Here is a 13903-nt window from a genome sequence, read left to right on the forward strand (position 1 = left end):
GTAACCTACGGTTTCGTAGCCTACGATTCCGTAGGTTCCGGCACCGCTCGCCGGACGCATTCCGCTTCGCCGCACGTCCCCATGGAGTACCCGTGACGATCACGACCCCGCCCCTCGGCTCCGTCGCCGACTGGACCGACGCCCGCCTGCTCTTCGCGCTGGAGGAAGTCGTCGAGAAGGAGCTGAACCGGCACCTGTCCGTCACCAAGGACTGGATGCCGCACGAGTACGTGCCGTGGGGCGACGGCCGCAACTTCCCCGCCTTCTTCGAGGACGGCGAGGCGTGGTCCAAGGAGCAGTCGGGAGTCACCGAGATCGGCCGGATCGCCCTGGTGGTGAACCTGCTGACGGAGGACAACCTGCCCAGCTACCACCACGAGATCGCCACCCTGTTCGGCCGGGACGGCGCCTGGGGCACCTGGGTGCACCGCTGGACGGCGGAGGAGGGCCGGCACGGCATCGTGATGCGCGACTACCTGCTCGCCTCGCGCGCCGTCGACCCGGACGCGCTGGAACGGTTCCGCATGTCCCACATGAGCGAGGGCTTCGAGTCGGACAACCGCCACTCGATGCTGCACTCGATCGCCTACGTGGCCTTCCAGGAGCTGGCGACCCGCATCTCCCACCGCAACACCGGCCACCAGTCGGGCGACCCGGTCTGCGACCGCATGCTGTCCCGCATCGCGACCGACGAGAACCTGCACATGGTCTTCTACCGGAACCTGCTGAAGGCGGCCTTCGAGCTGGCGCCCGACCTGACGATGCGGGCGGTGCGGGACGTCGTCGTCAACTTCCGCATGCCCGGCCACGGCATCCCCGGCTTCGAGCGGGCCGCCGCGCAGATGGCCATCGGCGAGGTCTACAACCTGCGCATCCACCACGACGACGTGCTCCAGCCCGTGCTGCGCTTCCTGCGGATCATGGACATCGACGGGCTGGGCCCCGAGGGTCTGCGGGCGCAGGAGGAGCTGGGGCTGTTCATGGGCGGCCTGGACTCCGAGGCGGCCCGGTTCGACGAGCGGCTGGCCGCCCGCAAGGCCCGGATGGCGAGCCGCGCCGCGGGCTGAGCCGACCGCCCGCGGGGGCGGAGGACGGGTGTGAGTGGTTGAGGTGCGGGAAGTCCCGGTGAGAACGAGCACGGGCTCGGCCGGCAGGTTCGCTGCACCTCGGACCCGAGCCGTCCGGAGGCTTCGAGCGCGGTACGGCGGGCCTCGGCCCGGGTGCGGGCGTGGTGGTGCCGGTCGTGGCGCGGACGGCGGCCCTGCGCACGGCCCGGAGGTTGGCCGGATCGCAGCTCTCCGGAGTGTGGTCGAGGTGCGTGACGGTCAAGACGACACGCGAGCCGGTGCCGTACGGGGGCTGCCCGGTCTTTGAAGGGTTCCTCGAAGGCTCGGCGGGGGTGCACGGCCCCCGGTCCGGCGCTCTTCAGAGAACGAAGGTTCTTTGATGCCGCTGTGTTCAGCGGTGCTCGGGCTCCACCGGGAGCCACAGTTCGGCGTCGGCCCTGGTCCCGTCCGGCGACAGGCGGGTGCGCAGGATCTCGGGGCCGGCGCAGGTGCGGTACGGGTTCGACGGGAACCACTCGGTGAACACGTCCCGCCACAGCTCCTGAATGGCCTGCGGCGCCGGCCCGGAGGTGGTGAAGACCGCCCAGGTGCCGGCCGGGACGACCAGCGCGGTCGTGCCCTCAGGGGTGGCCGCGGAAGTGATCACGCCGTGGTGGTAGTCGAGTTCGGTGCCCTCGGCGCGGCTGGGATCCAGACCGTCGCAGACTGCGACGATGCCGTGCGGTTCCTGGTCCGACAGTTCCTCCAGGCGCTCCAGAGCCCGTGGGTCGATCCCGCGCAGAAAGTCCATGATCGCCCGGTTCGGTCCCGTGTGCACCAGCGGTACCCGGGTCCTGAACCCGACGACGGTGAAGCCCGCCCTGTCCACGATGCGGTACCGCATACTGCTGCTCCCTTCGATGGTGAGGCGGAAGGCCATCCGGGACTGGGAGCTGAGTGCGGCGCCGGTGCGCCGGGCCTCGCCCGGTCCGACGCCGTGCATGGTGCGGAACGCCCGTGCGAACGCCTCACCGGAGCTGTAGCCGTAGCGCACCGCGATCTCCAGCAGCGTCTCGCGCCCCGCGAGCACCTCGGCGCCCGCGAGGGTGAGCCGACGGCGCCGCACGTACTCCGACAGCGGCATGCCCGAGAGCGCGGAGAACATCCGGCGCAGGTGGTGCTCCGAGGTGGCCGCGATGCGTGCCAGCTCCTCCACGTCGACGGCCTGGTCGAGATGGCGCTCGATGTGCTCCATGGCCTGGTTCAGCCGCTCCAGCATGCCCGGCCTCCTTCCTCTTCCCTCGTCACGACCACCGTGCCGACGATGGACGTGAACGACCTCTACCCGGCGCCGTGGTCCGTGCCGTCCCCGTCCGGACCGGGGGTGTCCCGTCCCAGGCCCCGGCGGATCGCGATCTCCACGGGTGAGTACGCGCCGTCGGCCCGCTCCAGTTCGTACGGCGCGGCCGGCATCAGCGGCGGCTGGGCCATGAAGCGCGGCCGCACCCCATGGTGCGGTTGCGCCGCGTGCACCAGGAACGGATGGCACAGAAAGACGTCGCCCGGGGACCCGGTGGCGAGGGCGACCGGCCGGTGGTCGGACGCCGCCACCAGATCGGGGGCGAGGGTCAGCCCGCTCGCCCCGTCCTCTCCGTACTTCTCCAGCACCTTCGGCACGTCGAGGTGCGAGCCGACCCGGATCCGGGTCGGGGCGTCCTCCTCACCGACCTCGCTGAACAGGAACAGCATCAGCAGTGCCCGGCCCTGGGAGCGCAGGTTCGTGAAGTACCAGCTCTCGCCCTCCGGCAGATAGCTCCCCTCGATGTGCCAGCCCGCGTCGTCCGGCTCCTGCTCGTGCGGGAAGCGCAGCGGAAACGTGCCCAGTGAGTAGCGCGGGTCCCAGCGTCCCGCGCCGACGAGCATGTCATACGCGTGTTGCAGGGACGGGGAGTTGGGTGCGGCGGCGAACGGTCCCTGCGCCATGCCGCCCACCCAGTGCACGGGCTGCGTCCATGTGGACGGGTCGTCCGGATCGCAGCCCGTCTCCCGCCACAGCAGCCGCGCGCAGTCCGCCGCCACGCGCGGCGCGACGGCGCCCTCCAACTTCACGAAGCCGTCGCGGAGGAAACGGGATACCAAGGTCGTGTCATCCATGCCCCCATCGTGCGGCGACACCGGCCCCGGTCACCCGACATTCTCCGCACCGCCTTTGTCGGGCAGGAGGTGGGGCGTGTGGTCCCCCGTCACGCCGCCCGCTTGAACTCGTGCCCGGAAGAGGCGGCGCGCCGGCCGTCGGTCTTCGTCGTCCTCGAAGGCGTCCGGGGCCCGGAAGGGGCGAAGGCCCCGGCCCGGGCCGCCGGCCTTGATGTCGGAACAGGTGGCGGCCCCTCGGCATGCGTCCACGCCCGTGCAGGAAGCCGCGGAACTCCCGCCCCCACTTCCGAGCCATGAAGTCCCGCTACGCGAACCGCTTCCGGATCTCCGCCGCGTGCTCGTACACCGTCGACCGGCGCTCCGGGTACCGCTTCACTCGCGAGGTGTCGGCGGCGCCGAGTTGCCCGGCCAGGTACTCCACGGCCTCCCGCGGCACCGCGAGCGGGTCCTCACCGAGGGACCGGCCGTCGCAGCGGACCGTGCGGATCTGCACGGCCGTGTCCGGGCGATGTGCGTCCGTACGACGCGAGGCGATCAGGCCGCGGCCGTCATCGTCGGGGAAGAGGAACCGCTCCGGTTCCGGGCGGGTGGGCACCTCGGTGAACGTCCCGTACGTCTCGGCCCGCTCATCAGTCGCACATTCCACCGGCATGCGGCGGAGGGTGGCCATGCCCCGACGGCGATCGAGGATGATCCTCCTCCGGACCCCCGCACCAGGCCGATCGCGTGTGCCGGACGACCATGATCGTTCCGGCCGGGATTTCCAGTACGTCAACCACTCACACCCGGAGGACCGGCCCGGGCGGGATCAGAGGGAGGCGCGTCTGAGGGCGAGGCGCTCCTTCTCCGAGAGCCCGCCCCAGACCCCGAAGCGCTCGTCGTTGTCGAGGGCGTACTCCAGGCAGGCCGAGCGGATCGGACACATGGCGCAGATCCGCTTCGCGTCCCGGACGGAGCTGCCGGGCTCGGGGAAGAAGAAGTCGCCCCCGGTCTGCGCGCACAACGCCTCCTGCTGCCAGTCGAGGCCGGGCGTCACGGTCATGTCGAAGTGCATGTGCCCGAGCGTGCCCGGCGCCGCAAAACGTTTGCTCAACGCCGGATCAACGCCGCCGCGGCGGGCCCCGCCCACGATGGTGGCCCGGCCGGTCCGGCCGCGCACGGCGGCGCGCGGAAGCGCCGAGCGGCGGTCGGTGGAAGACTCGGCAGGGAAGGCAACGGGATTCCTTCCCTGGAGGGCCATCATGCTCACCACCCGCTTTGTCACCGGCGCCCCGAACTGGATCGATGTGGGTACGACCGACATCGACGGCGCCACCTCCTTCTACGGCGGCCTCTTCGGCTGGCGGTTCCGCTCCGCGGGGCCCGAGGCCGGGGGGTACGGCTTCTTCGAACGGGACGGCCGGATCGCCGCCGCGGGCATGCAGACCGGCCCGGAGCAGGGGCCGCCGTCGTGGACGGTGTACTTCCGGAGTCCGGACGCCCGGGCCGCGGCCGCCGCCTCCGAGGCGGCGCACGGCACGGTGCCGGTACCGCCGATGGAGGTGATGGACCAGGGCACCATGGCGGTCCTGGCCGACCGGGCGGGGGCCGGGTTCGGCATCTGGCAGCCGGGGCGGAGGGCCGGGTTCGACGTCGCCGGTGAGCCCGGCGCGCTGTGCTGGGTCGAGCTGTACACACCGGACACGGCCGCCGCCGCGGCCTACTACGGCGCGGTGCTCGGGCTGGAGACGTCCGCCGTGGACTTCCCCGGCGCGGGCACGTACACCTGCGTCAACCCGGCCGGGCAGGGCGAGGACGGCATGTTCGGCGGGATCGTCCCGCTCGCGGACGACGCGGAGGCGACCCTGCCGCACTGGCTGCCGTACTTCGCGGTGACCGACACCGACGCCACCCTCGCCCGCGCCGTGGAGACGGGCGGCACCGTGGTGGTGCCGGCCACCGACATCGAGGGCGTCGGCCGCCTGGCCCGGCTCACCGACCCGTACGGGGCCCGCTTCGCGGTGCTCACGCCCGCGCCCCGGTCGGAGTGACGGCGCGCGCGGCACGGCACCACGACGACGCGGCGGTGTCGTGCCGCGCCCCGGCACCGCCGCACCGGAGGGTGACGCGGCACGGGTCACGGCCCCGCGCGCCGGTTCGGTACGGATGCGCGGACAGGGCCCCGGGGACGGCACGGCGCGGCCCCGGGCACCGGTCCGGCGCCGGGGCACGGCACGGCTCCGCGTACGGGCGCGGCCCCCGCGCGCCGGTTCGGTACCGGCACGGCCCCGGGCACCGGCTCCGTACGGCGTGCCCCCGGGTACGGCACGGGGGTACCGGCACGGCCCCCGTCAGCCCTCCCGCGCGGCGCCCTCGTCCCGGCCGTCCTCCTCCGGAGGGCGCTTCCTGGCCCGGCTCGGCTGCACCCGCCGCGGTTCCCCGGGCATCTTCGGGTACTCGGGCGGATAGGGCAGGTCGCCCAGCCCGTGGTCGTGCTCGTCCTTCGTGGCGAGGTCGAGCAGCGCCTCCAGGGAGAAGGCGTGCTCGTCCATGTCCGCGTGCAGGTCGCCGAGTTCGGCGAACCGCGGGGGCATGGTCCGGATGTCGAAGTCCCGGGGGTGCGCCACGCCCACCTCGTCCCAGCGCAGCGGTGCCGAGACGGGGGCGTGCGGGCGCGGGCGCACCGAGTAGGCGGAGGCGATGGTGCGGTCGCGTGCGGTCTGGTTGTAGTCGACGAAGATCCGCTCGCCCCGCTCCTCCTTCCACCACTTGGTGGTGACCCGCTCCGGCATCCGCCGTTCCAGTTCACGTCCGGCGGCGATGGCGGCCCGCCGCACCTGGGTGAAGGTCCAGCGGGGTTCGATGGGCACGAAGACGTGCAGTCCGCGTCCGCCGGAGGTCTTGGGCCAGCCCCGCAGTCCCCCGAACTCCTCCAGCACCGCGCGCAGTTCGTGGGCGGCGCGGACGGCGTCGTCGAAGTCGGTGCCGGGCTGCGGATCGAGGTCGAGGCGCAGTTCGTCGGGGTGGTCGACATCGGCGCGGCGGACCGGCCAGGGGTGGAAGGTGAGGGTGCCGTACTGGGCGGCCCAGACGACGGCGGCCTGCTCGGTGGGGCACATCTCGTCGGCGCTGCGGCCGCTGGGAAAGGTGATGTGCGCGGTGGGGATCCAGTCGGGCATGCCCTTGGGCGCGCGCTTCTGGAAGAACCACTCGCCGTCGAGGCCGTCCGGATGGCGCTCCAGGGTGGTGGGGCGGTCCCGCAGGGCGCGCAGGATGCCGGGGCCGACGGCCCGGTAGTAGCGGGCGACGTCCAGCTTGGTGTAGCCGGGCCCGGGGAAGAACACCTTGTCGGGGCTGGAGAGCCGCACGGTCCGTCCGTCCACGTCCAGTTCCACCGCTCGCGCCATGCGAGCCACGGTAGGCGCGGCCCGGCCGCCGCGCACATCGGGCGGCCGGGGCGCCGGGCGCGCAGAATCGGACCATGGACCTGCCGGTGATGCCGCCCGTGAAGCCGATGCTCGCCAAGTCCGTGAAGGACATCCCGCCCGGCATGCAGTACGAGGCGAAGTGGGACGGGTTCCGGGCGATCGTGTTCCGCGACGGGGACGAGGTGGAGCTGGGCAGCCGTACCGGCAAGCCGCTGACCCGGTACTTCCCCGAGCTGGTGACGGCGGTGCGCGAGCGGCTGCCGGAGCGGTGCGTGGTGGACGGGGAGATCGTGGTCGCGCGGGAGGGCCGGCTGGACTTCGACGCGCTGAGCGAGCGCATCCATCCGGCGGACTCCCGGGTGCGGACGCTGGCGGAGCGGACCCCGTCCTCGCTGGTCGTCTTCGACCTGCTGGCCCTGGACGACGCGTCGCTGCTCGACGTGCCGCTGTCCGGCCGGCGGGCGCTGCTGGTCCGGGCGCTGACGGGGGTCACCGCCCCGGTGCACCTGGCCCCGGCGACGCTTGACGTGGCGGTGGCCCGGCGGTGGTTCGAGCAGTACGAGGGAGCGGGCCTGGACGGGGTGGTCGCCAAGCCGCCGGAGCTGCCGTACCGCCAGGACCAGCGGGCGATGTTCAAGGTGAAGCACGAGCGGACGGCGGACGTGGTGGTCGCCGGGTACCGCCCGCACAAGAGCGGCCCGGTGGTCGGCTCCCTGCTGCTCGGCCTCCACGACGACCGGGGCGTGCTCCAGCACGTGGGGGTGAGCGCGGCGTTCACCATGAAGCGGCGGGCGGAGCTGCTGGCGGAGCTGGAGCCGCTGCGCATGGACGATGTGCGGGAGCATCCGTGGGCGGCGTGGGGCGAGGAGGCGGCGCACGCCTCGGCGCGGCTGCCGGGTGCGCCGAGCCGCTGGTCGGGCGGGAAGGACCTGTCGTGGGTGCCGCTGCGGCCGGAGCGGGTCGCGGAGGTGGCGTACGACCACATGGAGAACGGGGCGCGGTTCCGCCACACGGCCCGGTTCCGCCGCTGGCGGCCGGACCGGACGCCGGAGAGCTGCACCTACGCGCAGCTGGAGGAGCCGGTCCGCTACGACCTGGGGGAGATCCTGGGCGGCCCGTGAGCGGTCCGAGCGCCGCCCTCGGGTTCCGCACGGCCCCTCCCCCCGGGCCGCGGCTGCGCCGGCCGGCGGAGCCCCGGGGTGCGCGGGAGGATCCGGCCGGGTAGGGACCGGGGGTCTTCATCGGCGCACAATCGATGGCACGGAACGGGTGGCGGGTGGTCGTGATGCGACGGGGAACGCGGAGACGGAACGGCGGCGCGGGACGGCACAGCGGCGTGCGGCGGCACGGCGGAACGGGGCGGGCCGGGGTCCGGGCGGCCCTGTCGGCCGTCGTCCTGGCGGCGGTGCTGGCCTCGGGCTGCACCGTGACCGGTTCCGGCCCGGACGGGCGGACGCCGTCCGCACGGCCGTCCGGGGGGACCGGCGCCGGTCCGGTGCTCGCGGTGAAGGTCGACAACGTCGGCGGGGCCCGGCCGCAGACCGGTCTGGACGCGGCGGACGTCGTCTACGTGGAGCCGGTCGAGGCGGGGCTGAGCCGTCTCATGGCGGTCTACGCGACCCGGCTGCCGGACCGGGTCGGCCCGGTGCGCAGCGCCCGCGAGTCCGATCTGGAGCTGCTGCGCCAGTTCGACCGGCCGGAACTGGCGTTCTCCGGCGCGCAGAGCGCGCTGCTGCCGCTGATCGACGCCGCTCCGCTGCGGGCCCGTACGCCCGAGGAGGCACCCGGCGCGTACGAGCGGGACGGTTCCCGCCCCGCCCCGCACAACCTCTACGTGCGGCCCGGCCGGCTGCTGCCGTCACCCGCCGGGGCCGCCGGGCTGACCACCGGATTCTCCTACGGCGAGGCCCCCGCGGGCGGCCGGGCCGCCGCCTCGCGCTCGGTGCGCTACCCGGCGGCGGGCTTCACCTTCACCTGGTCCGGCGAGCGGCACCGGTGGCTGGTCGCGATGGACGGCACCCCGGCGCGCACGGCCGGGGGCGAGCCGCTGGCACCGGCGACGGTGGTGGTGCAGCACGTCCGGGTGCGCGCGTCGCGGTTCCAGGACTTCCGGGGCAGCAACTCCCCCTACACCGAGTCGGTCGGCAGCGGCCGCGCCGAGGTGCTGCGCGACGGGCGGGCGTACGAGGCGGCCTGGAGGCGGCCGGCGGCGGAGCGGGGCACGGTCTTCACCGACCGGAACGGCGCGCCGGTGAACTTCGCCCGGGGCCAGGTGTGGGTGGTCTTCGCCCCGGACTCCTGATCAGCCCGGCGCGCCCGTGGGCGTGGGCGCCGGTGCCTGCGCCGGGCCGTCCGCCCGCGCGGCCGCGGGCGGCGCCGGGTTGCGGAGCCCCTCGGCGGTGTCGGCCAGCCGCCGGACGAGGTCGAAGAAGACCGCCTGCTCCTCGGCGGAGAGCGGGGCGAGGAAGACCTGGTTCATCCGCGCGGTGCGCACGGTCAGCCGCCGGTGGACGCGCAGGCCCTCGTCGGTCAGCCGGAGCAGGAAGCGGCGCCCGTCGTGCGGGTCGCGGACCTTGTCCAGCAGCCCCCGGCGGCCGAGGCGGCTGATCACCTCCGCGATGGTGGACCGGTCCAGCCCCACCCGCTCGCCCACGGTGCGCTGGTCGAGCCCCGGTTCGGCCACCAGGGTGTTCAGGACGGCGAACTGCGGCGAGGTCGTCTCCTCGGAGACCATGGTGTTCCACAGCAGGTGGTGCGCCTGCTGGAGACGCCGGGCGAGATGCCCGGGGTGGGTGGTCAGATCGACCGCTGCCATGTGCGCTCCCCTGGGTCCACTTTCGTAGGTGCACTGACGATACCCCGACCCCCATGGATTTGATCAGCACCCTGACACGTCTCTCACCTTGTGTTTCTTCTCCTCTTGACGGTTCGACCCGGCGATGGCAGCGTGTGGGGCACCTCGCCGAATTAGTCAGTGCCCTGACTAATTCCGGATCACCGGCTTCCGGTCGCACACCCGGAGCCGTCCGGGACCCGGTACGGGACCGCGGACCCGGTCCCCGGTCCGGCGGCGCGGCCGTGGGCGCACCCGCAGGAGAGGGGCTTCTCGGATGGACGAGGTGGTGGCAGCGGCCGGGGACACCCCGGCCCGCGCACCGGACGGCACGCCCGCACCCGGCCCCGCCGGAGACCCCCGCGCCACCCGGGCGGAGGGCGTGCGGAACACCGGCTCCGAACCACCGGGCCCCCGCCCCACGGCCGTCCCCCGTCCCAGGGGGACCCCGACGCCCCGGGCCCCGCACCGCCGGACGACCTCACCCGCGGCCCCGCTCACGGGACCACGGCCCCGGTCCCCCTCCCCCCGACGGGGACCGCACCGACCACCGACCACCCCCAGGGAACCCACCATGACCCTCACCCAGGCGGACATCGACGCGGAGATAGCCGCCGCGCGCACCGCGTACCGCGAGCGGACCGCCGACGGCGCGCCCGTCGAGCACCACCCCCGCCGCGACTACGCCCCCTACCGGTCCTCGCTGCTGCGCCACCCCCGGCAGCCCCTCGTCACCGTCGACACCGCGCGGGACCCCGAGCTGGTGGAGCTGTCCTCCCCGGCCTTCGGGGACCGGGACGTGACCGAGGTCGACAACGACCTGACCCGGCAGCACACCGGGGAGCCGATCGGTGAGCGCATCACCGTCTCCGGCCGTCTGCTGGACCGCGACGGGCGTCCGGTGCGCGGCCAGCTCGTGGAGATCTGGCAGGCCAACGCGGCCGGCCGCTACGCCCACCGGCGCGAGCAGCACGACGCCCCGCTGGACCCCCACTTCACCGGCGCGGGCCGCACCCTCACCGGCGACGACGGCTCGTACCACTTCACCACCATCCAGCCCGGCCCCTACCCGTGGCGCAACCACCACAACGCCTGGCGCCCGGCGCACATCCACTTCTCGCTGTTCGGCTCGGCGTTCACCCAGCGGCTCGTCACCCAGATGTACTTCCCCAACGACCCGCTCTTCCCCTACGACCCGATCCTGCAGTCGGTCACCGACGACGCCGCCCGGCAGCGGCTCGTCGCGGCCTACGACCACGGCCTGTCGGTGCCCGAGTTCTCCCTGGGCTACCACTGGGACATCGTGCTCGACGGCCCGAACGCCACCTGGATCGAGGAAGGACGCTGACCGTCATGACACAGGACACCACGCCGGGAACCGGTACGGAGACGGCCGGCACCGGCCACCCGCTGCCCACCCCCTCGCACACCATCGGCCCCTTCTACGGCTACGCGCTGCCCTTCCCCGGCGGCGAGGAGATCGCCCCGCTCGGCCATCCCGCCACGGTCACCGTCCACGGCCGGGTGCTCGACGGCGCGGGCGACCCGCTGCCGGACGCCCTGGTGGAGATCTGGGGACCGGACCCCGACGGACACCTCCCCCCGGTCGACGGATCGATGCGGCGCGACCCCGCCTCCGGCGGCTTCACCGGCCGCAACGGGGTGGAGTTCACCGGCTTCGGGCGCGCCCAGACCGACGCCGACGGCCACTGGTACGCGCGGACCCTGCGCCCCGGCGGACGCGGCGGGAGCGCCGGGTACCTCAGCGTGTGCGTGTTCGCGCGCGGGCTGCTCACCCATCTGTTCACCCGGATCTACCTGCCGGGCGACGACGCGGCGCTCGCCGCCGACCCGCTGCTCTCCCGGGTGGACCCGGAGCGGCGCGACACGCTGATCGCCGTGCCGGAGGCCGACGCCACGTACCGTTTCGACATCCGCCTTCAGGGCGAGGGCGAAACGGTTTTCCTGGAGTTCCGGTGACATCACCCGACGGCCCCGGCGCCGACGACGCAGGCCTGCTCGCCCCCGGGTGGGCGGACTCGCCGGCCGCGGCGGCGACCGGCGACCGCGCCTATCTGCGGGCGCTGCTCGATGCCGAGGCCGCCCTCACCCGGGCCCAGGCCGCCCTGGGCCTGGTGCCCGCGGCGGCGGGTCCGGCGGTGACGGAGGCCGCCGACCCCGACCGGTTCGACCTCCGTGCCCTGGCGCTCCGGGCCCGCTCCGGCGGCAACCCGGTGATCCCCCTGGTCGCGGAGCTGACCCGGGCCGTCGGCGACCCCTACGGCCCCTGTGTCCACCGGGGGGCGACCAGCCAGGACATCCTGGACACCGCGACGATGCTGGTCGCCGCCCGCACCCTGGACCTCCTGCTCGGCGACCTCGACCGCGTCCAGCGGGCGCTGGCCCGGCTCGCCGCCGAGCACCGGGACAGCGTGCTGCCGGGCCGGACACTCACCCAGCACGCCGTGCCGACGTCCTTCGGGCTCAAGGCGGCGGGCTGGCGCTCCCTGGTGCTCGACGCCCGGGACCGGGTCACCGCCGTGCGGGACGCGCTGCCCGCGCAGCTCGGCGGCGCGGCGGGCACCCTGGCCGCCCTCGCCTCGTACGGTGCCCCGGACCCGCTCGCGCTGGTGGCCGCGTACGCCCGCGAGGTGGGCCTGCGGGCACCGGCGCTGCCGTGGCACACCCTGCGCACCCCGGTCGCCGACCTGGCCGGCTGTCTGGCGCTGACCGCCGGGGCGCTGGGGAAGATGGCGGTGGACGTGCTGACCCTGTCCCGCACCGAGATCGCGGAGGTGGCCGAGGGCAGCGGCGGCGGCTCCTCCGCCATGCCGCACAAGGCCAACCCCGTGCGCTCGACGCTGATCGCGGCGGCGGCCCGGCGGGCGCCCCAGCTCGCGGCCACCCTGTACGGGTCGCTGGCCGCCGAGGACGAACGGCCGCCCGGCGCCTGGCACGCCGAATGGGAGCCGCTGCGGGACCTGCTGCGGCTGGCCGGCGGTGCCGCGCGGGACGCCGCCGAACTGGCCGAGGGACTGCGGGTGCGCCCCGAGGCGATGCGCGCCCATCTGGACCTCACCCGCGGGCTGATCGCCTCCGAGCACCTGTCCGCCGTACTGGAGCCGCTGCTCGGCCGTACCCACGCCAAGGAGCTGCTCGGCGAACTGGCCCGCCGCGCCCACGAGGAGGACCTGCCCCTGGGCCGACTCCTCGCCGACGTGCCCGAGTTGCGCGACAGCGGACTCGACCTCGACGCCCTGACCGATCCCGCCCGCCGCACCGGCTGTGCCGGCGAGCTCACCGACCGTGCCCTGGAGCGACGTTGACCCTGCTCGACCATCTGTCCGAAGGCCCCTCCTCCGCTCCCCCGCTGCTGCTGGGCCCCTCCCTGGGCACCTCGTACGCGCTCTGGGACACGGTGGCTCCCGAACTGTCCGTTCGGCACCGGGTGATCCGCTGGAACCTGCCGGGACACGGCGGTTCGGCGCCGGACCCGATCGGTCCCGGCGCCACCGTCGGCGACCTGGCCGGGCTGGTGCTGGAGCTGGCCGACTCGCTCGGGCTGGACCGCTTCGCCTACGCCGGGGTCTCCCTGGGCGGCGCGGTGGGACTGCACCTGGCCGTGCACCACCCCGACCGGGTGGCGTCGCTGGCCGTGCTCTGCTCCGCGGCGCGGTTCGGCGACGGGGGGCCGTGGCGGGAGCGCGCGGCGCGGGCGCGGGCCGAGGGTCTGGGATGGCTGCTGGAGAGCGCGCCGCGGCGCTGGTTCACCCCCGGGTTCACGGTGCCCGGGCTGCTCCGGGACCACCGGGAGGCCGACCCCGGGGCGTACGCCGCCTGCTGCGACGCGCTGGCCGCCTTCGACCTGCGGGACCGGCTCGGGGAGATCACCGCGCCGACGCTGCTCGTCGCCGGGCGGGAGGATCCGGCCACGCCCCCGGCACGGCTGCGGGAGATCGCCGACGCGGTCCCCGGCGCCGCGCTGACGGAGATCCCGGGAGCCTCGCACCTGGCGCCCGCCGAACGCCCGGAGGCGGTGCTCGCCGCGCTGCGCGGGCATCTGGACGGGAACGCGAGGCGGGGCATGGCGGTGCGGCGGGAGGTGCTGGGCGACGCGCACGTGGACCGGGCGCAGCAGCGGCAGACGCCCTTCACGGCGGGCTTCCAGGACTTCATCTCCCGCTACGCCTGGGGGGAGATCTGGACCGATCCGACGCTCTCGCGGCGCGAGCGCAGCATGATCACGCTGACCGCGCTGGTCGCGCACGGCCACTACGAGGAGCTGGCCATGCATGTGCGGGCGGCGCGGCGCAACGGGCTGACGCCGGACGAGATCGGCGCCGTCCTGCTCCAGACGGCCGTGTACTGCGGGGTGCCCGCGGCCAACTCGGCGTTCGCGGCGGCGCAGCGGGTGCTGGCCGAGGAGGACGGCGCCGGGAGGTGAGCCGGACGGCGCGCCGGAG

Annotated in this window: 14 protein-coding genes; 8 read left to right on the forward strand and 6 right to left on the reverse strand. The window is 74.5% G+C overall.

The genetic code is table 11. The features are described from left to right. Positions 1–92 precede the first annotated feature (92 nt). Positions 93–1067 carry an acyl-ACP desaturase gene (locus ACZ7LB_RS29090; RefSeq protein ID WP_471472204.1) on the forward strand — a complete coding sequence of 325 codons (975 nt, stop codon included), beginning with the start codon at positions 93–95 and terminating at the stop codon, positions 1065–1067. A 391-nt stretch (positions 1068–1458) separates the two neighbouring features. On the opposite strand, the gene ACZ7LB_RS29095 is transcribed toward ACZ7LB_RS29090, so the two are convergent. From ACZ7LB_RS29095 to ACZ7LB_RS29110, 4 genes are all read right to left on the reverse strand, one after another. Beyond that, entirely contained in the window at positions 1459–2325 is an 867-nt protein-coding gene (locus tag ACZ7LB_RS29095) for an AraC family transcriptional regulator (RefSeq protein WP_471472206.1), read from the reverse strand. Positions 2326–2387: 62 nt separating this feature from the next. After that, positions 2388–3200, reverse strand: coding sequence for a phytanoyl-CoA dioxygenase family protein (locus tag ACZ7LB_RS29100; RefSeq protein ID WP_471472207.1), 813 nt, complete (start codon positions 3198–3200; stop codon positions 2388–2390). Between the two features lie 304 nt (positions 3201–3504). Further along, positions 3505–3852, reverse strand: coding sequence for a DUF4158 domain-containing protein (locus tag ACZ7LB_RS29105; RefSeq protein WP_471472209.1), 348 nt, complete (start codon positions 3850–3852; stop codon positions 3505–3507). A gap of 156 nt (positions 3853–4008) precedes the next feature. Beyond that, positions 4009–4254 (reverse strand): WhiB family transcriptional regulator, encoded by a 246-nt coding sequence (locus ACZ7LB_RS29110; protein WP_161227608.1) that lies wholly within the window; start codon positions 4252–4254, stop codon positions 4009–4011. A gap of 187 nt (positions 4255–4441) precedes the next feature. Here ACZ7LB_RS29110 and ACZ7LB_RS29115 point away from each other — a divergent pair, with 187 nt between their 5' ends. Beyond that, a complete protein-coding gene (locus tag ACZ7LB_RS29115) occupies positions 4442–5230 on the forward strand; it encodes a VOC family protein (protein ID WP_471472211.1) in 789 nt (262 codons plus the stop codon). 300 nt (positions 5231–5530) lie between these two features. On the opposite strand, the gene ligD is transcribed toward ACZ7LB_RS29115, so the two are convergent. Beyond that, positions 5531–6586, reverse strand: coding sequence for a non-homologous end-joining DNA ligase (gene ligD / locus ACZ7LB_RS29120; protein WP_471472213.1), 1056 nt, complete (start codon positions 6584–6586; stop codon positions 5531–5533). 74 nt (positions 6587–6660) lie between these two features. Between ligD and ACZ7LB_RS29125 the strand changes: the two genes are divergently transcribed. Both ACZ7LB_RS29125 and ACZ7LB_RS29130 read left to right on the forward strand, forming a co-directional pair. Continuing rightward, complete coding sequence (locus tag ACZ7LB_RS29125) at positions 6661–7728, forward strand: ATP-dependent DNA ligase (protein ID WP_471472215.1); 1068 nt, start codon at positions 6661–6663, stop codon at positions 7726–7728. A gap of 164 nt (positions 7729–7892) precedes the next feature. Then, entirely contained in the window at positions 7893–8909 is a 1017-nt protein-coding gene (locus tag ACZ7LB_RS29130) for a DUF3048 domain-containing protein (RefSeq protein WP_471472217.1), read from the forward strand. Here ACZ7LB_RS29130 and ACZ7LB_RS29135 read toward each other — a convergent pair whose 3' ends face one another. Further along, a complete protein-coding gene (locus tag ACZ7LB_RS29135) occupies positions 8910–9422 on the reverse strand; it encodes a MarR family winged helix-turn-helix transcriptional regulator (RefSeq protein WP_471472219.1) in 513 nt (170 codons plus the stop codon). Positions 9423–10014: 592 nt separating this feature from the next. Here ACZ7LB_RS29135 and pcaH point away from each other — a divergent pair. The 4 genes from pcaH to pcaDC are packed head-to-tail and all read left to right on the forward strand — an operon-like array spanning position 10015 to position 13884. Further along, a complete protein-coding gene (pcaH, locus tag ACZ7LB_RS29140; protein ID WP_161227582.1) occupies positions 10015–10788 on the forward strand; it encodes a protocatechuate 3,4-dioxygenase subunit beta in 774 nt (257 codons plus the stop codon). 5 nt (positions 10789–10793) lie between these two features. Next, positions 10794–11420 (forward strand): protocatechuate 3,4-dioxygenase subunit alpha, encoded by a 627-nt coding sequence (pcaG, locus tag ACZ7LB_RS29145; RefSeq protein ID WP_471472222.1) that lies wholly within the window; start codon positions 10794–10796, stop codon positions 11418–11420. Further along, positions 11417–12766 carry a 3-carboxy-cis,cis-muconate cycloisomerase gene (pcaB, locus tag ACZ7LB_RS29150; protein ID WP_471472224.1) on the forward strand — a complete coding sequence of 450 codons (1350 nt, stop codon included), beginning with the start codon at positions 11417–11419 and terminating at the stop codon, positions 12764–12766. The genes pcaG and pcaB overlap by 4 nt, the downstream gene beginning before the upstream one ends. Further along, positions 12763–13884 carry a bifunctional 3-oxoadipate enol-lactonase/4-carboxymuconolactone decarboxylase PcaDC gene (gene pcaDC, locus ACZ7LB_RS29155; RefSeq protein WP_471472225.1) on the forward strand — a complete coding sequence of 374 codons (1122 nt, stop codon included), beginning with the start codon at positions 12763–12765 and terminating at the stop codon, positions 13882–13884. Before pcaB ends, pcaDC begins: the two co-directional genes overlap by 4 nt. Positions 13885–13903: the final 19 nt, after the last annotated feature.

The sequence above is a fragment of the Streptomyces sp. NPDC107521 genome (assembly GCF_055598485.1).

Excerpts from the sequence above, each read along its gene's own strand:
- ACZ7LB_RS29110 (WP_161227608.1), bottom strand. The coding sequence starts at position 4,254 with ATGCACTTCGACATGACCGTGACGCCCGGCCTCGACTGGCAGCAGGAG.
- pcaG (WP_471472222.1), top strand. The coding sequence starts at position 10,794 with ATGACACAGGACACCACGCCGGGAACCGGTACGGAGACGGCCGGCACC.
- ACZ7LB_RS29115 (WP_471472211.1), top strand. The coding sequence starts at position 4,442 with ATGCTCACCACCCGCTTTGTCACCGGCGCCCCGAACTGGATCGATGTG.
- ACZ7LB_RS29100 (WP_471472207.1), bottom strand. The coding sequence starts at position 3,200 with ATGGATGACACGACCTTGGTATCCCGTTTCCTCCGCGACGGCTTCGTG.
- ligD (WP_471472213.1), bottom strand. The coding sequence starts at position 6,586 with ATGGCGCGAGCGGTGGAACTGGACGTGGACGGACGGACCGTGCGGCTC.
- ACZ7LB_RS29135 (WP_471472219.1), bottom strand. The coding sequence starts at position 9,422 with ATGGCAGCGGTCGATCTGACCACCCACCCCGGGCATCTCGCCCGGCGT.
- ACZ7LB_RS29130 (WP_471472217.1), top strand. The coding sequence starts at position 7,893 with ATGCGACGGGGAACGCGGAGACGGAACGGCGGCGCGGGACGGCACAGC.
- pcaH (WP_161227582.1), top strand. The coding sequence starts at position 10,015 with ATGACCCTCACCCAGGCGGACATCGACGCGGAGATAGCCGCCGCGCGC.
- ACZ7LB_RS29125 (WP_471472215.1), top strand. The coding sequence starts at position 6,661 with ATGGACCTGCCGGTGATGCCGCCCGTGAAGCCGATGCTCGCCAAGTCC.
- ACZ7LB_RS29105 (WP_471472209.1), bottom strand. The coding sequence starts at position 3,852 with ATGCCGGTGGAATGTGCGACTGATGAGCGGGCCGAGACGTACGGGACG.
- ACZ7LB_RS29095 (WP_471472206.1), bottom strand. The coding sequence starts at position 2,325 with ATGCTGGAGCGGCTGAACCAGGCCATGGAGCACATCGAGCGCCATCTC.